The sequence below is a fragment of the Desulfotalea psychrophila LSv54 genome (assembly GCF_000025945.1).
GTDB lineage: Bacteria > Desulfobacterota > Desulfobulbia > Desulfobulbales > Desulfocapsaceae > Desulfotalea > Desulfotalea psychrophila.
In genome coordinates, this window is the sequence record NC_006138.1 from 2204511 (window position 1) to 2225968 (window position 21458).

The following is a 21458-nucleotide window of genomic DNA, read 5'->3' on the forward strand; positions in this document are numbered from 1 at the left end:
AAGAGGAAAAATCATCTTCATGAAAATTTTCCTCTTTCTGTTCTTTATGTCAATAATGCAGAATTGTCAATAAGACGAATACGTTCAGCAATTCGTACAGCAAGTGCCATCACGTTTCCCGGTTGGACTGTTGGGCTAGGTTCAAGTGTCTGTTGGTCAACAATAGAAATATACTCTGGCTCATAACCGGCATCGATAATCACGCCTCTCGCCTTGGTTATAACCTCATCGCTCTCAATAGTCTTGCCAGCCGCACTCCTTGCCAGGACATAGTCCTTGGCTACTTCCAGAGCCTGAGAGAGGCAGAGGGCTTTGAGGCGTTGCTCTGCATTAAGATACTTATTTCGAGAGCTCATGGCCAAGCCATCGTCTTCGCGATAGATAGGGCAGGAGATAATCTGTAGATCGAAATCCAGATCAATAACCAGCTGTTTGATCATTGCTAATTGCTGAAAATCCTTTTCACCAAAGATAGCAAAATCAGGCTGACAGAGATGGAAGAGCTTGGTGACAACGGTGGCAACCCCGTCGAAGTGTCCGGGTCTGCCGGCACCACAGAGATCAGCGGTAAGAGTGGTCACGCTAATATTTGTCTGAAAATTTGGTCCGTACATCTCCGTTGTTTCGGGGCAAAATAAAACATCGGTGCCAAGCTCTTCTGCCAGACGGGAATCTTTTTCATAGGGACGCGGGTAGGCATCCAGATCTTCACCTGGACCAAATTGGATGGGATTGACAAATAAACTGACAATAAGTCGATCTGCAATCTCCCTTCCCTTTTTTATCAGAGAAAGGTGGCCCTGATGAAAACAACCCATGGTGGGGACAAGAGCCACGGTAAGGCCTTGCTCCTGCCATTTTTTTACCTGCTCCCGTATCTCTTGTCTGCTACTTATCTTTTTCACTTTTTTGCCTGCAATCGAACAATTTTAGACTCAATATAGGATTTAGCCTGTGGACGACTGCTTTCCAGAGTTAAAAGATAGTCGTTATAGGTAAGTATTGCTTTTTCTATATCACCACGAGCTTCCCAGGTGCGAGCCATTCCAAGATAGGCCAGGTCATTATAACCGGAAAAAATCTTAAGATGCTGATACATTTCATAGGCCTCTACATACTTTTTCTGAGCCTCAAGAGATTCCGCCTGACCAAAAATGATTAATGGATGGAGGGGGTCAGTATCTGTTATCTTATCAAGAATAATGCTGTAACTTGAATAGGCCTTAGCGTATGCCTTTTCTGCCATATAGCCATGTGCTAACTCAATAGTTGCCCAAGTCGCCGAATTTGTTCCAGAATAATCTTCTACGACTTTCCTTAAATAGTTAGCTCGTTTATCAGCAGGTTCTTCGAGGGCAAGACCAAGGGCTGAAGACGCCTCTGCTGTATGTTTTTTACTATAGGAAGCATAGAGAGAAAAAGCCACAACCATAATAATAACAAAGGCCAAAGCTAACTGGATTGCACGGACATTTTTTCGGATAAAGGTAATGGTCTTGGGGGGAAGGTTAAAATGTTCTAACACACCTTCGACGTCGCTCATTGTATCTTTTGCTACATACTTCTTTTCAAATGCACTGTGGTTTGCCATAAAAAAGTCTCCCAAATATCTTCGTTGACCGAAAACAATAAGGCGTAAAGGGTTAAAACTTGAGGAATAGGCCTCTAACAAATAGTGGGAAATGCAGTTCCTACTTTAACATTGCTCGGCAATATAATATATAGAGCGTAGCCTGTCTATGCGTAAAAGAGAGATATTTTCAAGAAAACAAAAGTAGGACTATCCTACTCAACAAACGACATATTCATATTAAATATGACATTTCTTAAGCAACCAATATACTCAGTATCAGAGATTACCGGATCAATCAAGACCCTTTTAGAAGGAAAATTTCGTTTTATTACAATCAGAGGGGAAATATCTAATCTGAAAACACCCTATTCTGGTCATAGTTACTTCACCCTCAAGGATGATAAGGCCCAAATACGAGCTGTTATCTTTAAAAACCAGAAGCGCTATCTCCTTGATCCTCTACAGGACGGTAAACAGGTTATCTGCCATGGCAGAATATCTCTTTATGAACCACGAGGTGAATATCAGATCATCGTTGACAGCATTGAAGGTGACGGGGCAGGACAATTTCGTCAGGAGTTTGAAAAAATAAAAAAAAGGCTGGAAGAGAGGGGCTATTTTGCAGGATCTAGCAAAAAGAACATTCCTCCCTATCCTGAAAAAATTGTTATTATTTCTTCACCTACAGGGGCTGCAATACAAGATTTTCTGAAGATATATCAAATTCGGCAGAGCTTTACTCATTTGCAAATACTGCCCGTACGAGTTCAGGGCGAACAGGCGGCAGAGGAGATAGCTGAGGCAATCCGAATAGCCAATGGCCTTGATAATATTGATCTCATTGTCCTTTGTCGGGGTGGTGGCTCGATTGAGGATCTATGGGCCTTCAACGAAATTGCCGTGGCTGAGGCCATCCATGCATCTCAGTTGCCCGTAGTTACAGGGGTAGGTCATGAGGTTGATTTTACAATTGCTGATTTTTGTGCTGATGCCAGAGCTGCCACACCTACGGGGGCTGCTGAGATGCTCTTGGCTGACAGTGAGGAACTAGGACGAAAAATTATGGCCTATGGCAATCGGCAAAGGGCCATACTGGGTGGACAAATTTCTTTCTATCAGCAAAAGCTGAAACGGCTCACAAAATCCCTCAGTCTCATAGAGTATTCGGTTGAACAATCCTCTCACCATCTCGAACTTACCATCTCCTATTTCAAACAGGCAATGCTCTCATCTATGGAGAGGCGAGAGCAAAAACTGCAACAGGGCAGTGAGCGTCTTAAGGCGGAAGCGCCTCTACACAAGATCATTTTGCAAAAACAGAGGGTAGAAAATTTAAAACACAGGCTGAAGAGACAGATAAGACATAGCCTTGATGAAAAAAAGGGGCAGTTTTCTCAACAGGCCGCCTTACTCAACAGCGTCAGCCCTCTGGCTACCCTTTCCCGAGGTTATGCTGTGGCAAGAATTATTTCCACGGGCAGAAAGGAAATCATCTCAAACAGTACTCAGGTAAAGGAGGGGCAGGAGATCAATGTCCTCCTTGGCCAAGGCTCCCTTGACTGTAAGATAGTTAAGAGCAACCAGGATTAAGCAAAAGATCAGGGTTGTAACTCGTCCTGTTAAGGGGTAATTTAATCATAAAGGTAGTCCCCTCTCCTAGGACAGAGTGGGCGTCGAGTAAACCTGCATGTTGGTTTCTAACAATAAAGGTAGCTATAGACAGTCCTAGACCCGTACCAAGCCCCTTGGGTTTGGTGCTGTAGAAGGGTTCAAAGATACGCTTTGCTGTTATGAGATCCATTCCCGGTCCATTATCTTTTATATTGATACTTATCCAACGAATATTCTGGGATATAGATATCTTGATCCGTTTTTGTAAGCGAGTGTCCTGATCTGTGCCAAGAGCATAGAGGGCGTTAACAAGAATATTAAAGAGTACCTGTTGTATATTTACCCGGGAGCAGGATATCATTGGCAGCTTATCTGCGAAGTCTCTCTCTATAGTTATTGACTCTAGGTCAATATTTTTTTGAATATCATGATCACTTTTGACGAGATCAATGGCAGATTCAGTGAGAGCGACAATATCTTCAAAGCTATATTGAGTATCCCCTTGGTGCCCAACTGAGAGCATATTTTTTACAAGTCCAATTGCCCGATATGTATACTCATCAATTGAATTTAAAAGGGTATTTACCCCCCTTTTTTCTAAATAGTGATTTAAGGCCTGCAAATCCAGACCAGACTCCTCCGCAGTGTTCTGATTTGCCGCAATATTTTCGAAAAAGCTCTTGCGAATTAATTGCATATTACGACTCAAACCAAGCAGGGGTTTGTTCATCTCATAGGCCATTCCAGCGGCTATTCCTGAAACAGAGAGCATCTTTTGGGATTGAGCCATAATGTCATCGATCTTCACCTTTTCCGTTACATCATCAAGACGAATGACCGCACCCATAATCTTATCAGAGCTTAAAGGAAAGATAGTAATGGTCTCATAATAAATTGTGCCACTACTGTTTCTTGGAATATTCGCCTTCTCAAAGGGGACTCTGGTATTGGTAACACCAATAATATTGGCCTTATATGCTTTTAGCCGGGGAAAAATTTCTTCAAAATCTTTTTTTTCTATACTCTCAAGAGGTTGTCCAACGTATTTCTCTGTGGCTATATTACAGTAGGTGATTACGCATCTCTTATTCACCACCACAAAAAGAGATGGCTGAGAATCATAAATACTGTGTAGCAAAACCCGTAGTCTTTCCATCTCCAGTTGGTCATTATGCTTTGAGTAAACATGCCATAGACCGTTGAGTACCAGAGATATTTGTTTACTATCCTGCTCATCGTACTTGCCATTTTTATTACACAGGCCAGCTATTATTGTCGGCGATGTACCATCAAGATGGGGGACATTAAGATAGTTCTTAATCACGACCCTGGCAGGATAAATCTCGGTATTGTTTTTTATGCTAGCTGTATTGTCGAAAAAGGTTCGTCCTAGCCGGGCAACCCTGGCGGGTAGGGAGTGACCGGAAAAACTAAAAACCTTTTCTATCCCTTCTTGTTTAGCAGAAAAGCCCTCTGTGGCTAACAGAGAGAGCTGTTTTTTTTCATCATCGTAGAGAGCAATATAACCGTATTCACTATCGAGCATTGCAACCATTTTTTGCAGGGAAAACTGAGCAAGACCGACAATTCCCTCGGGAGCAATACTCCATAGTTGCAGCAGGGTCTCAAGGCGAAGTTCGTTTGATTGAAGAATTTTTTCCGTATTATTTCTATCTGCAATTATCTTATTTGCATAGAGACCTAAGGTTTCAAACTCTCTATAGGTAAAGGAGTCTCGCTTAAAGGCGAGATTCTTTTTATTTACCTGAACAAAAAGATCTGTGAATATATTAAATTCATTTCTTATCTTGATTGAATAATGGCGGGCAATAAAAAAGACCAAAATAATGGTTAAAAACACGGTGAGACAATAAAAGACAATGCCATGAATAAGGGCATCTTTATGGCGATCCTCTGCTATGTTCAATGCCTCTTGCATGGCAGAGAGTTCAACACTGGCAACAATGGTCCAATTCCATGGTTGATAATTGGCTACATAACTCAGTCGTTGTACAGGATTACCAAAGTGATCAGGCATTTTATAGATCAGGAAGCCACTCCTGAGGCCCGTAGCACCAATTTTTTGTAGCTCCAGGCCATAGGAATTGCCATCAATATCCTTTAAGCTACTGATAGACCGACCTGTGCGTAATTTATCAAAATCAATAACAGTACGGCCTTCCCCATCAAAACAGAGAAAATACCCCCCGTCACCAAAACGGCTACCCTCCATAATAGCAAGGGTCTTTTTTTGACCATGTCTGGCGAATTGATCAAGATAAACTCCTGTGCCAATAATCCAGTTATAGGGTGAAAATTTTTTTATGAAAGAGATCTTAGAGTACTTGCCATCGCTGCTATTAGGCTTTTCTGCCAAATAGGAAAAAAATCCTGCGCCTTGCCCGTTGGTAATCTCCTTAAAGGCAGATAAGAGCGTCTTCTCAACGGGCATGTTTTCCATTTCCGGGCTACCAGCCTGAAGAACAAAGGTATTTGCTCTGGTATCGGTGATAAAGAAATATCCCCTGCCCATGTCCCAACGCATGGGTCTCAGAGCTTCACTAATCATCTGCTGAAGCTTTTTTTTAGGTATGGTTTCATTGTACATATTGTAAAAATGGGAGGTCAGGGTATAGGCTTCCTGGACCTGCTCCTGTACTTCTTTTTTCACCTCTTGCTCAACGAGAGACTCTTGCCTTTGAATAGACGCCAAAATACCCTCAGTGGTATTTTGTAAGGCATGTCTGCTCTGGCGCAGATACTCCTCCTCGGTAAAGGCGAGTACGCCGGCATATTTTTTACACTCATCAATAACCCAATAGGTTCCGGTGAAAAGATAAAGAACAAAAATAACAGTAGCGCTCGCCCAGAAGGGAGCTATTGAAAGAGAAGCCTTTACATCTCGCCTAGCCTTATTCAGTAACATCCTATTGCACCTTCTGGAAATCTGGGAAGAGAGAGACGAGGTAAAGAGAATCTCTCCCTAGGGGAATCCTTTCAGCTAAGCGACAAATTTTATCATCAATCTTAATGTTTATATTCTTTTGGGCAGTCGCAAGAAATCTTTCTCTGGTAAGTCTTCCAGGTACAGCTCTTGCTATCTTCGTAAAGAGACGGCCTGCAATATAACCTTCCAATGACAAAAAACTTGGGCCCGTGTTTTCATCGATTAAAAGAAGAGCTTTTCTATAATTTTTTACCAGAAGGCTTTCAGCCCAGGGGAAGGGGACCACGGCAGAAACAAAAACGTTGGTTCCCAGTTTTCCCAAAGATTTCTGTAAGTCTCCAGGACTGGCAAAGGAAATATTGCAATAAATACGATTTTTTCTGTTTTTGATCTTATCAAGCTTAATATATTCTGCACAGGGCGCATAAGATCCCACCAGTATAATAGCTTCAGGTTCCTGCTCATCTATAGTCTTTAATGCTCCTAAGACAGAGAGGGTATTTCTTTCATACTTCCCTTGCGCTACCAATTTGAGCGATTTTTGCCGTAATACATCTTGAACTGTTTGCAAATTACTCTTGCCAAAGCTATCGTTTTGGTAAAAACAGGCTATGCGTTGGACGCCCTTTTTTTCTGTAAGGAACTTAACAATATTTTCAATTTCCAGGCGATAACTCGCCCGAGCATGCAGTATTTGTGGGTGTTTTATATCTCGTAGAGACACTGCTCCGGTATATGGAAATAACAGTGGTATTTGTCTGGCAGAGAGGAGCGGCAAAATTTCTTCTGTTGTCGGAGTACCCACATTTCCTATAAGCAAAAAAGCGTTATCGTTATCAATAAGTTTTTGTACATTAAACAGTGTCCGATGAGGCTCATAACCATCATCCCGGCTCTTTAACAGTATATCCCGTCCATGCACACCACCCTCTGCGTTTATCTCGGCAAAGGCAGCGAGCAGCCCCAGGCGGAAGTTAAGACCGAGTCGCGCCGATTTTCCCGTAAGGGGCGCAGATTGGCCTAGGATTATTGGACTCTTAGCCTGAGAAATACCAGGTAAGGGGATGCAGAAGAGGAGTAGAGCAGACAGGTATATAATGATTTTGTTAGTCATAGTTACTGCTTATCATCTAGGGGGAATGGACAGGGGCTAAGGTGAATTCCATATTAATGGTAAACTAATATACTCTTTTTGCGAGAAATTATAATAAGTAAAGAGAGGTAGGTGGATAATATTCTTACCTTTTGCTAGAAAAAAGTAAAAGGTAAGATCTTGAGGACAGGTAAAGAAGAATCATACCACTTGAGATAAAGGCTTTATGTCGCCCCTTCCTCTCTGATTTGGCAAGGTGGTCTACAGAAGCTCAAGGCCTGAAAAAAAGTACTCCAATTCAACGGCTGCCGTTTCAGGTGCATCGGAACCATGGGTTGCATTTTCACCTACAATGGTGCCAAATTCTCTGCGCAGGGACCCAGGTTTGGCATCAGCGGGGTTGGTGGCCCCCATCAGATCGCGCCATTTTCCTATACAGCCTTCTGCTTCAAGGACCATGACGATGCATGGGCCACTGCTCATAAATTTGGTGAGCTCAGCAAAAAAAGGTTTTTTATTATGTACGGCATAAAAACCTTCTGCCTCCCTTTGGCTCATGCACAGTTTTTTCAAACCAATTACCGTAAATCCTTCTTGGTAGATGCGGGCAAGAATTTTTCCCGCATTTCCAGCTGCAAATGCATCGGGTTTAATAATAGCAAAAGTTTTTTCCATAATTTCCTCGCTTTTAATCCTTGGGGGTTAAAGTGATAAAAAAAGACAAATTTTCGCAAACTTATAAAGATAATTTGTTCCACCTGTAGCATTCCGCAGGACAATTGTCAAGAATGGGCTAGTCTCCTAGAGACCTGTCAGAACAAAACGAAATAACAAAAAAAGAAGGCTTAACAAAAAAGTTGTGAAGAGAACAATTCGGTTTGCTTGTCGAATGTCATCCGGTTCTATTGCTCGAAGGGCATTACCTATGTAGGGCTTTTCTACAATATTGCCAAAATAGACACTGGGGCCACAGAGACGGATATTCAGGGCTCCTGCCAGAGCTGCCTCTGGATGTCCTGCATTGGGACTTGTGTGCTGGTATCGATCTCGCTTAAAAATCTTCCATGCCTGAGGGCCGTTATAGCCGGCCATAAAGCTGATGGCCACAATGCCCAGGGCCGTACATCTTGCCGGCAGCCAGTTGGCCCAGTCATCGAGTCGGGCAGCTGCTCGGCCAAAGAGGATATATCTTTCGTTTTTATAACCCAGCATGGAGTCCATGGTGTTAATGGCCTTATAGCTCATGGCCCCGACAGAGGCCAAAACAATCGCCTTTACTCCCAGCAGAGGGGCAAAGATACTTAGGGCCACTGCCCAAAAGAGCGGGGCGATAATGCCATCGGCAAGGTTTTCACCAACGGTCTCCACCGTGGCCCTGATAATGGCAGGTCGGTCAAGGTTTTCGGTGTCGCGACCAACAATCCGTGCCAAAAGCTTTCTGGTTTTCGGCAAATCTTCCCCCTGTATCAGGGCCCGATAAACGGCCATGCTCTCCTTCTTCAGATCCTTTATTGCCACCGTCGTATAGAGTAGTAACACAGCAGCAAAATCGGTGACTATCGGGGGAAAAATGGCAAGCAGGGTAAAAAAAACAGCCAAGGTAAGAATCACCAGGGTTAGTACCGAACAGACCGTGAGAACTCCTGCCCAGAAGGGTTGAGCTACTCTGGGTCTGTAAAATTTTTCCCAACGATTAATGGCCAAACCAATACAGCGCACGGGGTGAGGATAGCATGAGGGATCACCCAAAAAAAGATCGAGAATAATGGCTAAGAGTATTTTTATACTGAACATTTAAAGTCCCAGAAGGTGGTAAATGGCATCCATGTCTACAGATTCGCGTACGGTTTTAGCAAGAGTTTCAAAGGCCCCGTCAAGGTTATAGGGTGCAAGTACCCTTCCCTCTCTGCTAAGGCCTTTTTTCTGGCGTAGGTCATCAATGAACAGTCGTCTGAAATCATCTGCATCAAACATACCATGGAGATAGGCCCCCCAGACGGGCAGATTCTCTGCCTTGTGACCACAGTAGGACCCGTCATTAAAGAGAAAGAGAGGGGCGCTTTTACCAACAGAAATGCCATGATGAATTTCATAGCCGTGGACGGCTGTTTGTGAGGATATATGATGACCGGTTTTACGTAATAATTTCTTGTCCTCTCCTATCTCGGTGCCAATATCAAGAATGCCAAGCCCTTCATCGCTGAGGCGGGCAGACTCTACCCCATGGGGGTCTGAAATTTTTCTCCCCAGCATTTGATAGCCGCCGCATATACCAACTACGGTGCCACCATCTGTGGCAAACTCCTTAATATATTCAACAAAGCCTCCCTCCTGTAACCAGCGCATATCCCCAAGCACATTTTTTGAGCCGGGAATAATGATTGCATCGCTGTTCTCAAGCTCAGTAACTCTCGTAACGATCCTGATGTGGACATCTGGTTCGGTTAAAAAGGGCTCTATATCTGTGAAATTAGAGAGATGCGGCAGAGAAAGAACAGAGATTACCACATGGTCGCCAATAGGTGGCAGACTGTCAAGGGCCCCGGATTTAAAGGAGACAGAGTCTTCTTCTGGAATACCGAGCTGATGAATATAGGGGACAACCCCAAGAACCTTTCTGCCCGTATGCTGAAGGAGATAATCGTGGGCTGAAGAGAGAAGGCGGGCATCGCCCCGAAAACGGTTTACCAGAAAACCGGCAACTAGGTCACGTTCCCACTGGGAAAGTACCTCCATGATACCCACAAAGGAGGCATATACTCCACCCCGGTCAATGTCCCCTACCAGAAGAACAGGAGATTGAGCATGTTGGGCCATACGCATATTGACAATGTCATGTTGCTTCAGGTTCACCTCTCCCGGCGAGCCAGCACCCTCAAGGATGATGGTATCATATTCCGCCGCCAGTTCATCGTAGGATTCCTGTACCTTATGCCAGGCCTGACCCTTATAGCGATGGTACTGACCTACGCTCATATTGCCCACAGGCCTTCCCTGAACGATCACCTGACTGCCCGTATCAGAATTTGGCTTTAAGAGAATAGGATTCATTCGCCAATGGGGATCAATACAGGCTGCTTGGGCCTGTACCACCTGGGCTCGGCCCATTTCCCTGCCGTCGCGGGTGACAAAGGAGTTTAGTGACATATTCTGCGCCTTAAATGGGGCTACCTTAATTCCATCCTGGACAAGGATACGGCAGAGGGCGGCGGTGAGTACCGATTTCCCAGCATTGGAACAGGTGCCTTGGAGCATTAGAGCTGGTGTGGGTCTCTTTTCTCTCTTTTTTTTGCTCGGTACTGTTGCCAGCGAGGTACGCAGGGCTTGGAAGAAGAGATGGTTTTCCTCATGGGTGCGGACGGCAACACGAAAATAGCTCCTGTCCAGTCCACTAAAATTCTCACATGGACGAATGGCAAAGCCGGCCTGAAGCAGTCTTTTCCTGAGAGGCTCAACCGCCCCACCATCTCGCAGACGGCAGAGATGGTAGTTGACCCGGGAGGGAAAAACCTCCAGGGCATCTAGTGAACTCAGCTCCTGAAAACAATCCCTGCGGGCAGCCTCCGCATAGGCGAGGCTCTGTTGCCTATAGGTCTCATCGGCAAAAAGGCGTTTACCCACGGCTTGGGCCAGAGTGTTGACCGTCCAGGGCGGTAGGGCATTATGCAGGGCCACTTTTAATTCTTCAGAACAGCTACAATATCCCAGACGCAGGCCGGGTAGGGCATAAAACTTTGTCATTGAGTTGAGGGTAATGACATTTTCAAATCGGCCGGCAAAGCTTGGCTCGTCTGCGATAAAATCCAAAAATGCCTCGTCCAGACAGAACCATACCTCTGGCATGGATTTGATAATATCTGCCAACTGTTCTGTATCGGGGAGGAGGCCGGTTGGATTGTTAGGCCTGGCGATAAGGGCAAGATCACCCGGTCGTAGAATTTTTTTTAAGCGCTCAAGAGAGAGTTGAAAACCGTTTTCCGGGGAGAGCTCCACGGGGACAATCTCCTGCCCCGTCTGACTCGCCGCATGATAGTAATCGATATAGGAGGGTACTGGAATAACGATTCTCTTACTGGGGATGATGCGTAGAAGGGCATAAAGCAACTCTGCTGTGCCGTTTCCCGCCACCACCCTCTTCTCGGAAATGCCATGGTGCCCGGCAATGGCCTGGCAGAACTCCAGACAATCGGGATCGGGATAATGAATGAGCGTTTCCAACTCATTACTGATCACCGGTCGTAACCATTCAGGGGGCCCCAGGGGGTTTATATTGGCACTGAAATCGATGATCTTTTGTTCAGCACCTTCGGCCTTTATTTTTCTGAGATTACCGCCATGTTCTTTTCTTTTAATCATGAAACTACCCCAAATGTCATCCCTGCAGGCCTCTGCTTTTTTGCAAAGATGAGCAACAGGGACCCTGAATTAACCTGCAATAAAGTTCATAGAAAAAAGTAACGCCATAAGCATCTCTGAAATTTCAGTGATAGCGCCCAAGGTATCCCCCGTTGCCCCACCAATTCGACTCTTACAAAAACGGCCGAAGAGATAGACGCCCGCGCATATCACAAGGAGGGAAATAAGAGCAAATTTCAGGGAGATAAGAGAGAGCAGGCAGAAGAGAAAAGCCGTTGCCAGGATGCCTAAACGCAAGCTGTTGGGGGAATAAAAGAGAGCTCCCAAACCACCTTCCGGGCGACAGTAACGCTGAGTTGCCATTGCCATAAGCATGGCGCAACGTCCAGCCACGGGGATGAGCAGGGCGGCGAATGCAAGGTGGAGGGGAGATATGGAGGCCAGGCTGGCGTACTTGACAATCATCAGCAAAACAACGCCGACAAGTCCCATTGCCCCGGTATTACTGTCCTTCATGATTTCCAGACTGCGTTCAGCAGGACGGGCTGAGAGCAGGCCATCACAGCTATCTGCCAGACCATCCAGATGCAAAAATCCTGATATCCCGGCAAAGAAGACCAGGAGCAGAGCAGCCACAACGGGCTGGGGCAGGAGTATGGAACTGAGGCAGACCACAATAACCGCCAGCAGACCGATAACAAGACCTACCAGAGGAAAAAAAGGAGGTGTCTTGTTAAAGTACTTTGCATCATCCCCCGCCCACCACCGCACAGGCAGAATGGTGAGAAAACGAAGGGCCACACAAAATATATGGCAGTTTTTTTTGAGCTGATCAAGCACCATCCACCTCTTCTTTAATTTACTTTTCAGGAGCAGTCACTGCTATCTCGTCAAAGGTCGACATGTCGGTCAGTATCGCTTTGGCACCGTCCACAAGATTCATAGCCATGGCAGCACCTGTTCCCTCTCCCAAGCGAAAGTTGAGATCGAGGAGGGGACGCTTACAGCCAAGAAATTCCTGCATATGGACATGGCCCGGTTCTACGGAACGGTGGGCAAAGATGAGATAGTCCCTAACAAAGGGTTCTATTTTGGCGGCAATAAGGGCACCTGCAGTACTGATGTAGCCATCCACAACCACAGGAATTTTCTTGGCGGCACAACCAATGATAAGCCCTGCGATACCACCTATTTCAAAACCACCGACCTTGGCAAGAATGTCCAGCCCGTCCTTGCTGTTTGGTTTATTGATTTCAATGCTTTTTTTGATAATATCAATCTTGGTCTGCAGCTCCGCATCGTTGAGTCCTGAGCCACGACCGGTTATCTCTTCCACGGTTTTTCCGGTACAAACAGCCGCAATGGCAGCAGATGGGGTTGTATTGCCAATCCCCATCTCACCAGTACCAATGATATTATATTTGGTACTGAGGGCAAAGGCTACGTCGATTCCTCCCTCCACAGCCCGTACCGCCATGGCCCGGCTCATTGCCGGCCCCTTGGCAATATTACCTGTACCAAGACCCACCTTCTTATTGATCAGTTTTTTCTGTTCAACCAGATCCCTGAGATCGGCATTAACGCCCATATCAACCACAAAGACATCGGCACCGGCCGAGCGGGCAAGGGCGTTGACGCCTGCGGACCCGCCAATAATGGCATGCACCATCTGAACGGTTACCTCGGCCGGAAACTTACTCACACCCTCGGCTGCCACCCCATGATCGCCTGCCATGGTAACAATGGCTCTCTTGTCCACCAGTGGTTTTATTGTTCTCTGCATTCCGGCAAGATCAATAGCCAGGTCCATCAAATCTCCCAGGGCCCAGTGGGGCATAACAAGATTATCAAGTCGGGCCTTTGCCGCATCGCGGCTATCTGAATCCTGAGGGAAAATTTCCAGTAAAGTTCTGTCGAGCAAGCTCATAATAAGCCTCCATATAAATTATTCATTAAGGTCTAAGGACTCCGCTGGTTTTGAGGAGTGCCTGATCAATATCTATTCATTCGCTATTCGCTATTAGGGATCTGTGTCTATAACAAAAATAGTCCATTACAGCCAAAACTATTTGAGGGGATCGTTCCTTGAACGACTATTTTATTTGCTGTGATATTCCGCAGGTTACAAGGTAAACTTCAGAGGCGTTTTCGGCAATAAGCTGATTACAGATGCCCACCAAATCCCGGTATCTGCGAGCCAGGGCGTTATCCGGGACAATACCAAGCCCAACCTCATTGGTGACACAGATCACCGTGCCGGAAAGGAGCTCTACCTCGGCTAAAAAAAATTGGCACTGCTTTCGGAGTTGCTCGGTGGAGAAGGCTTTCCCATCCTGTTCATGGAAAAACATTAGATTATTTATCCAAAGGGTGAGGCAGTCAATGAGAACAACACCATCCTCGCCGTTTGAAGTCGCAATAGCCCGGGCAAGATCAAGCTCCTCTTCACAGGTAGTCCATCCTCTGCCAAGCCGTTCCTCTTTATGGAGACGAACCCGTTCCGTCAATTCACCGTCCACCACAGGACAGGTAGCGACAAAGATTCGTCTCTCCGATTTTTTTTCGGCAAGATCAAGGGCAAAACTGCTCTTACCACTCCGACTGCCACCCGTTACCAGTATAAGTTCTGCCATTTTTCATTCTCTCTACAAATTTTTCATAATAAACCGATGAGATTCCTTCAGCCTGATATGGATTTATTAAAACCCGTTAAAACAGCACCAGTTTCATAGAGATCTACGCTGGCATAGTGGCCAACATCAAGTTTTAGCAGGGTGTAATTGTCAAGGGGGAGTCCCAGCAGGATGCAGAGAAGATGGCATATTACCCCGCCGTGAGCCACAACCATAATCCTTTCATCTGCACAGGTATTGAGCAGGGGAATGATCTGTTTCATCCGGGCCCGAAAGTCGGCAACAGATTCTCCACCGGGAAAAGAGAAGGTAGCAGGAGAGCTACACCAGAGATCAAACTCCTGTTGATATTTGGTGTAGACCTGATCAAAGGTCAGTCCCTCCCAGAAGCCAAAATCAATCTCTTTGAGCAGGGGGTGGTAAGAAACCTGATACTTGCCCGTTAATTCAGCCACCGTTTGCACACAGCGCAGCATGGGGCTGGCTATGATTCTGGTTGCTTCTTGCAGGGCCGGACTTGCCGCTACCGCCTGTATTTGCTCTACGCCTTGTGCGCTGAGTCCGCAATCCGTTGAACCTACATATGTTCCCGTTAGCGGAGTATGGCCATGGCGAAGAAAGTATATTTTTTTCATATGATCTGCAATTGACAAACCCATCCTCTTGGCTAGGGGCAAAGGGGATGGGTCTTAGGATGGCTCAGCAAGTAAAATTTTATGCTGTTTCAGCTAAAAGTTGGTTGAGGGCATTTTGGGCAAAGTCAAGGCTTGCATCAAGGCTTAAAGCTACGGTGAAAAATTCCACAGCTTCAACTTTATGACCGAGACGCATATAGTTTACCCCGACATTGGCGTAATCAATTCCTGAAGCAGGATTAAGCTCAATAGCCCGCTTAAAGGAGGAGATTGCCGTCTCATATTGTTCAAGCTTGAAGAAGCATACACCGAGGGTGTTATGCAGATCGGGTCGTTCCTCGTCAAAGAGCAGACCCTCCTGCAGGGCCTCTATGGCCTCTGCATAACGACCAAGGTCACGAAGACAGCAGCCCTTATAAGAATAAATATAGGGGACATCCTCTGCCTCTGGCTTCAGGGTCAGGGCCTTATCAAAATGGATAAGGGCTGCTTCGGCGTTGCCGGCTGCGACAAAATTTTTCCCCCGATAAAATTCAAGATAGTAGGCATCGGGTAAGAGGACACTCATCTCGCCTAATTTTACCTCCTGCTCTGCAGGATCTTCGATGCGTTCAACGAGGAGTTTTGCACAGAAGAGACCGGCATTACAGATCATTGAGCGTTCACGAAAATGGGCGCCGGGAATAATGGTATAGAGGGCAGGGATTTGCAGCTGGGGATGACAGACATCTATCATATAGACATCAAAACCATTGTTCTTCAGACTATCGAGGCAATTTTTCACTTCGGTATAGATATTATCATCTGAAATATCTACCATCTCGTCAATAGTCACCTGATCTGCTGTCTCGGTAAGATAGGTAACCTCGCTCATGGACAGAGGTTTAGGTAAACCGGAGGCTATATAATTGGAACCGGTATTGAAATCTCCTGCTAACTGAGCTACCTCGGTGATGGCTCGAATAATGGCCTTCTCCGGATTTGGAGTAGTACCTGCCGTATAGACAATTTCACTCTTTTCAGGGAAGGTTGAGCGATCAATGGCCAGGGCACCAACGGAGGCAATTCCTGTCTCCAGGCTGAAATCATTGAGATATACTTCAATGTTATTTTTGGCAAACTTTTCAAGAAGCTCCACGGCTACGGGATCTTTAATCGTCTCTACATCGATCTTTGCCGTTGGTAGTTTATCACGGTTAATTCGAGAGCAGACATCGCGCTCGACAATCTCACAGAGACCTTGAAGGGCGGCCTCTTCTTGGGTATTACCGGCTGAAGGGCCGTTGAACTCATTAATTGCAAAGAACCAGGAAAAGGGGATAAGAACCTCTCCTTCCTCACCTGTCATTTTGGTGGCCCAGGTCCACTGCATGGGAATACCGGCAAGAAGTTTTTCTAACTGAGCCACGGTGGTATGGGTATCGTGCACGGATTTAAGTAGATGTTCCATGTCTAAGACGGGATAACCTGCTGCCCGCATCTCCTCATAGTCACCAAGCAAAAAATTATCTGCGTTTTTGCTAAATGAGAAAAAAGAGAATCTCTCGGCAAGTTCCATACAGGCAGATGCTTCGGATTGTATGGGCGAGGCACCCTTGCCCATCTGCTTCTTTGTCCCCGTATATTGAGAGGCATCATCGCCACAGACGCTAAAATATACAGGAATATCTAAGCGTCCATTATCAATACGACGAACTTCACTGACTATATTTATATCGAGATTTTTCACCTTGGAATAAAAACGTTCAAGGGTTTGTTCCCGGTGTAATTGCCTTGTCTTGATCGGTGGTAAATGTCTTATAGCAATCTTTTAATACTACTGGCTTTTTTTCCATTACTCTGCCTATTTCGTTAAGTCTAATAACTGTCTACTGCTAAATTCAGTAGTCATATACATACTCCAGGGATTCAGCCATGGACGGGCAAACAACAACTGGCCAACTCAAAAAGATCATCTCTTTAAACCCGGAGGCTAAGTCGTACGGGCCATTGTCCACGCACAACATCATCATCAATGGGGCAAAAGGCAATCAATAATCCCCAAAAAAAACTTGGTCTCAGGAATAGATCGATACTCATAGAGGAGAGAACGCTTACTCCCCCTTCTCTCTATGCAAAAGAAATTCTTTTATCTTATGTCCCCAGGAACTTGCCTCTTTACAGGAGAAGCGCACAGCCCTGCTCTCTTCGTCTACAAAGCTTATCTGCAAATATAAACTCTGTTCAGGAATAAGATCATAGGCACGAGAGGGCCACTCTATAACGGTGAGTCCTCCACCATAAAAGTACTCCTCAAAACCAAGGTCTATTACCTCATCCTCCCCACCAAGTCGATAGAGATCCATATGATAGAGGGGGATTCGTCCCTGATATTCATGGAGGATGGCAAAGGAGGGGCTAGTCACATACTCCCTCGGATCAACTTCGAGGCCACGGGCAATATACTGGGTCAGAGTTGTTTTACCAGCCCCTAAATCGCCCTCAAGACAAATGACATCGCCTGCCTCGGCCACATGTCCCAGGAAGAGTCCCAATATTTCTGTTTCAGCAAGAGAGCTAATATTATAAGAGAGGTCCATATTTTTTTTGACTTAAATTAAGTTTTACACACCTTGTGAGTTTAGATAAGGCTGGATGTCGCAAGGCGTTCTTAACAGGAGAACTTTTGGTCTTTTCCTGCCAGAAAGGTTTAACTAAAAAAAGTTTTAGCACTTTCTACCTCTATATATTGCAGAACTCCAGCTTATACTTATAGCCACGGTGTTTTTTTTGGTGTATTTTAGTTGGTCGTTTATTGCTTTAACAGCTTTTTCTTCCCTTCTAGGTAAGAGAAAGAGAACAAGTCGATGTATTTTATACTGTTAACATTCTCAATACGGAGTTTATAAATGGGAAAAACTATAGCTGAAAAAATTTTTGATGCCCATCTGCGTGATAAACCATCACCAGATAACATGGTTCTTAATCTGGATGCCGTACTTTGTCACGAGATTACCACCCCTATTGCCATCATGGATCTTGTAGAAAAGGGGATGGATCAGGTCTTCGATAATACTAAAATCAAGGCCGTCATCGATCATGTCACCCCTGCTAAAGACTCTAAGACTGCCCTGCAGGGAAAAATCATGCGTGACTGGGCAAAACGTCATGCTATTAAAGATTTTTTTGATATTGGCGCCAATGGTGTTTGCCATGCCCTCTTTCCTGAAAAGGGTTTTATCCGTCCCGGTTACACTGTTATCATGGGTGATTCTCACACCTGTACTCACGGAGCCTTTGGCGCCTTTGCCGCAGGTGTTGGCACAACGGATCTTGAGGTGGGTATCTATAAGGGTGTCTGCTCATTCAGAACCCCAAAATCTTTGAAGATAGAGCTGAGCGGTGAGCTGCAACATGGCGTTACTGCCAAAGATGTTATCCTTGCTGTAATTAAAAGACTCACCGTAAATGGTGGTACCGATAAGATTATAGAATTTGTCGGCCCGGTAATCGATGCTTTCAATATGGCAGAGCGTATGACCCTCTGTAATATGGCCATTGAGGCGGGTGCAACCTGTGGTATTTGCCTGCCTGATCTGGTAACAGCTGAATATCTTTGGGAGTTCATAAAGGATGACTACAGTGATATTGCTGCGGCCGTTGCAGATTTCAGTAAGTGGCACTCCGATAGTGATGCCCTCTATGTGGAAGAGATCAAAATAGATGTCTCTCCCCTCACCCCTCAGGTTACCTTTGATTTCAAACCTGATCAGGTGAAAGATATCACTGATATGGCCGGTACCAAGGTTGATCAAATTTATATCGGCTCCTGTACCAATGGCCGTATAGAAGATCTGCGCGCGGCTGCCTCTATCCTTAAGGGCAGAACCCTGGCCACCGGGGTACGTGGTATTGTGACTCCGGCTACCCCAAAGATTTACAGCATGGCCCTTGAAGAGGGTATCATCAAGATCTTTATGGATGCCGGCTTCTGTGTACTCAACCCCACCTGTGGGGCATGTCTTGGTATGAGCTCAGGAGTGCTGGCCGAAGGTGAGGTCTGTGCTTCCACCACCAATCGTAACTTTAACGGTCGGATGGGTAAGGGGGGAATGGTACATTTGATGAGTCCATACTCCGCAACCGTAGGGGCTGTAACCGGTACAATAACCGATCCGCGTCAGTTTCTGTAGGATGTCAACAGAAAGAACCCTTTTCACATACTAAGGGGGATCTTGAACTGATTCAAGGTTTCCTAAAATTTACCAAAGATAGAGGTAGTTTATGAAGCAGTTTGGTGGCCCTGCAGTCCTTTTGGACAGAAACGATATTAACACAGTCGAGATTATTCCGGCAAAGTACCTAGCGGAGAGCAGCAAAACAGCCCTGCGTTCGCATCTGCTTGAAGATCTCCTTGTGGACGGCGAGCCCTTTGCATATCAGTCAACGGCCATGCAGGAAGCACGGGTGATTGTGGCCAAAGAGAACTTTGGCTGCGGCTCATCAAGAGAGCATGCAGTATGGGCCTTTGAAGTCAACGATATCAATGTGATTATTGCCACAAGCTTTGCCCGTATTTTTCGGCAAAATATGTTCAACTGCGGCATACTTGCCATTGAGATAGAGGCAGCTGATGTAGATCGTATCTTTGCCTTGGGAGATGATGTCCAGATTCAGGTGGATCTGGAAGCCGATAGTATGACAGCTCAGGCTGGCAATGAATCTCTTACCTGTAAATTTGCGATGAATCCCTTTGACAAGGAACTTGTGGCCGCAGGTGGCTGGTTGGCCTACGCCGATAAAAAATATTAGTCGATTAAATCTTCCATAAAAAAGGGCTGCATCTCCCACGGAGATGCAGCCCTTTTTATGACCTCTTCTCGTAGAATTTCCCTACTCTTATCTCGAAATCCACCCTCTCTAAGGCATTGTATTACTGTTTTTGTAGCTTGCTTTCTGCCAGCCAGGTGACCTTGCAAGTCTGTCTCAAAATAGCGATACTGTAGATGTAGAGAAAAGTTGCACTCATTTGCATTTATTTTAGAGAGGGCTCTTATACGAAAAAGGGGAATGTAAATACGATATGAAAGAAAATTTAGTGTCTTTACAAACTAGACTGCTCTTTGTTCATGAAGAGAGGGATATTCGGCATCATTTTTGCGAGAATCTGTGTGCTGAAGATTTCTTGCTTAAAACTGTCCCTGATAGCAGGGAGGCGTTAAAGGTACTTAAAATATTCCCTGCAGATATTGTAATGCTTTGCATTGTAGGGGACGGGTTAGCACTTCTTGATGAAATTCGTACCCACATCCCCGATGGGATTATCGTGGCCGTTGTGAATAATGACACCTCGAAAGAGGTGCTCAATGCCGTAAAGTTGGGAGGCTATAACTACGTATTAATGCCATTTGACTTTGGTGCGATCAGAGAATTAATCCGAAATAGGCTATTAAAGACTTCATTTGAGGGAAAAGAGCGCCGAAAAAGATATCGCTTTGAGAATCTCATTGGCCGAAATATTAAGATGCTTGATGTTTATCAGAAGGTAAACGACGTTGCAGTCGCCAATACCACTGTTCTTATCACCGGAGAAACAGGAACAGGCAAGGAGCTGGTCGCCGAGGCGATTCACTCTAGAAGTGCCAGGAAATCCGGCCCTCTGATTCGGGTAAACTGTGCAGCCTTTACTGAAACGCTTATCAATAGCGAGCTGTTCGGTTATGAGAAAGGGGCCTTTTCAGGTGCGATGGCGCTGAAAAAAGGGTGTTTTGAACTGGCTGACAATGGAACTATTCTGTTGGATGAAATCGGTGACATCCCCCTTCAGACCCAGACCTGCCTCTTACGGCTCCTTGATTCAGGGTCCTTTCAACGTGTTGGTGGCGTTAAAACCCTGAAAACTAATTCACGGATTATTTGTGCCACCAACCTGGATCTTTGGCATATGGTTCAAGAGAAGCTTTTCAGGGAAGACCTCTTTTATCGGATCAATGTTGTTTCGATACATATGCCGCCCCTTCGGGAGAGAAAATCCGACATTCCCCTTTTGGCTAGGTACTTTTTAAAAAAATACTGTGGTCAAATTGGGAAGGACATCTCTCATATTCCCGACTCGACCATGGAGATGCTGCATCGTTATGACTGGCCGGGCAACGTAAGAGAGCTTGCCAACGTCATAGAACAGGCTGTCGTTTTTTGTAAAAGGAAGGAACTCGCCCTGCATAACCTGCCCTTGAAAGTGCGTGAAACCTCCTTGCCAAAGGCCTTTATCCTCAATCTTGCATCTCGCTCACTTCCGGATGCGGCATCTGCCCTGATACAGAATGTCCTTGCTGAGACGGGCTGGAACATGAAGCAGGCGGCGGAGAAGCTTGATATTGCCAGGGGCACCCTCTATAGCAAAATAAAAAAATACGGAATAGAAAAACCACGCTCTGGTGATTGATTTTAACACTCGCCCCTTCTCGTCCCTCCAACACCAACTTAATTGGTACCCTATCGGCTCTCAATGGCATTTGAGAGCCTCATCATAGAGTTCAAAGAGATATTCACCATATCCCAATCCTTATGCACATTCCTTGGTGTTTGCCCGCCCTTAAAGAATCTTTATCCTGCTGCCTATGTTGGCTTT

The 21458-nt window shown here is 45.5% G+C and carries 17 protein-coding genes; 4 read left to right on the top strand and 13 right to left on the bottom strand.

The annotated features are described in order from the left end of the window. Nucleotides 1-44: 44 nt before the first annotated feature. The gene (gene panC, locus DP_RS09945) at nt 45-905 is read right to left on the bottom strand and encodes a pantoate--beta-alanine ligase (RefSeq protein ID WP_011189184.1); all 861 of its coding nucleotides are present in this window, start codon (nt 903-905) and stop codon (nt 45-47) included. Further along, entirely contained in the window at nt 902-1591 is a 690-nt protein-coding gene (locus DP_RS09950; protein ID WP_041277869.1) for a YfgM family protein, read from the bottom strand. The genes panC and DP_RS09950 overlap by 4 nt, the downstream gene beginning before the upstream one ends. Before the next feature lie 225 nt (nt 1592-1816). Here DP_RS09950 and xseA point away from each other — a divergent pair, with 225 nt between their 5' ends. After that, complete coding sequence (gene xseA, locus DP_RS09955; protein WP_011189186.1) at nt 1817-3163, top strand: exodeoxyribonuclease VII large subunit; 1347 nt, start codon at nt 1817-1819, stop codon at nt 3161-3163. Here the strand turns inward: xseA and DP_RS16905 are convergent. The 11 genes from DP_RS16905 to tsaE form a co-directional block, all read right to left on the bottom strand. Beyond that, complete coding sequence (locus tag DP_RS16905; RefSeq protein WP_011189187.1) at nt 3144-6110, bottom strand: cache domain-containing protein; 2967 nt, start codon at nt 6108-6110, stop codon at nt 3144-3146. The two genes, xseA and DP_RS16905, sit on opposite strands and share 20 nt — an antisense overlap. Nucleotide 6111: 1 nt before the next feature. Beyond that, entirely contained in the window at nt 6112-7245 is a 1134-nt protein-coding gene (locus tag DP_RS09965) for an ABC transporter substrate-binding protein (RefSeq protein ID WP_011189188.1), read from the bottom strand. A 240-nt stretch (nt 7246-7485) separates the two neighbouring features. Further along, on the bottom strand, nt 7486-7899 hold the full coding sequence (gene ndk / locus DP_RS09970) for a nucleoside-diphosphate kinase (RefSeq protein ID WP_011189189.1): 414 nt from the start codon (nt 7897-7899) through the stop codon (nt 7486-7488). A 126-nt stretch (nt 7900-8025) separates the two neighbouring features. Continuing rightward, on the bottom strand, nt 8026-9018 hold the full coding sequence (gene cbiB, locus DP_RS09975) for an adenosylcobinamide-phosphate synthase CbiB (RefSeq protein ID WP_011189190.1): 993 nt from the start codon (nt 9016-9018) through the stop codon (nt 8026-8028). Continuing rightward, nucleotides 9019-11580 carry a cobyric acid synthase gene (locus DP_RS09980; RefSeq protein ID WP_011189191.1) on the bottom strand — a complete coding sequence of 854 codons (2562 nt, stop codon included), beginning with the start codon at nt 11578-11580 and terminating at the stop codon, nt 9019-9021. A gap of 69 nt (nt 11581-11649) precedes the next feature. Next, entirely contained in the window at nt 11650-12423 is a 774-nt protein-coding gene (gene cobS, locus DP_RS09985) for an adenosylcobinamide-GDP ribazoletransferase (RefSeq protein ID WP_011189192.1), read from the bottom strand. Nucleotides 12424-12439: 16 nt separating this feature from the next. Then, nucleotides 12440-13507 (bottom strand): nicotinate-nucleotide--dimethylbenzimidazole phosphoribosyltransferase, encoded by a 1068-nt coding sequence (gene cobT / locus DP_RS09990; RefSeq protein ID WP_011189193.1) that lies wholly within the window; start codon nt 13505-13507, stop codon nt 12440-12442. A gap of 166 nt (nt 13508-13673) precedes the next feature. Then, nucleotides 13674-14213: a bifunctional adenosylcobinamide kinase/adenosylcobinamide-phosphate guanylyltransferase gene (gene cobU / locus DP_RS09995; RefSeq protein ID WP_011189194.1), complete on the bottom strand. Its 540-nt coding sequence runs from the start codon at nt 14211-14213 to the stop codon at nt 13674-13676. Between the two features lie 47 nt (nt 14214-14260). Further along, nucleotides 14261-14848 (bottom strand): histidine phosphatase family protein, encoded by a 588-nt coding sequence (locus DP_RS16910; protein ID WP_162096651.1) that lies wholly within the window; start codon nt 14846-14848, stop codon nt 14261-14263. A 79-nt stretch (nt 14849-14927) separates the two neighbouring features. Next, a complete protein-coding gene (locus DP_RS10005; protein WP_011189196.1) occupies nt 14928-16577 on the bottom strand; it encodes a YcaO-like family protein in 1650 nt (549 codons plus the stop codon). A gap of 364 nt (nt 16578-16941) precedes the next feature. After that, a complete protein-coding gene (gene tsaE / locus DP_RS10010) occupies nt 16942-17427 on the bottom strand; it encodes a tRNA (adenosine(37)-N6)-threonylcarbamoyltransferase complex ATPase subunit type 1 TsaE (protein ID WP_011189197.1) in 486 nt (161 codons plus the stop codon). Nucleotides 17428-17736: 309 nt separating this feature from the next. Here tsaE and DP_RS10015 point away from each other — a divergent pair, with 309 nt between their 5' ends. From DP_RS10015 to DP_RS10025, 3 genes are all read left to right on the top strand, one after another. Further along, on the top strand, nt 17737-19020 hold the full coding sequence (locus DP_RS10015; protein WP_011189198.1) for a 3-isopropylmalate dehydratase large subunit: 1284 nt from the start codon (nt 17737-17739) through the stop codon (nt 19018-19020). Nucleotides 19021-19111: 91 nt separating this feature from the next. Continuing rightward, a complete protein-coding gene (locus DP_RS10020; RefSeq protein ID WP_011189199.1) occupies nt 19112-19639 on the top strand; it encodes a 3-isopropylmalate dehydratase small subunit in 528 nt (175 codons plus the stop codon). 286 nt (nt 19640-19925) lie between these two features. Continuing rightward, nucleotides 19926-21272, top strand: coding sequence for a sigma-54-dependent transcriptional regulator (locus tag DP_RS10025; protein ID WP_156792258.1), 1347 nt, complete (start codon nt 19926-19928; stop codon nt 21270-21272). The last annotated feature ends 186 nt before the right edge of the window (nt 21273-21458 follow it).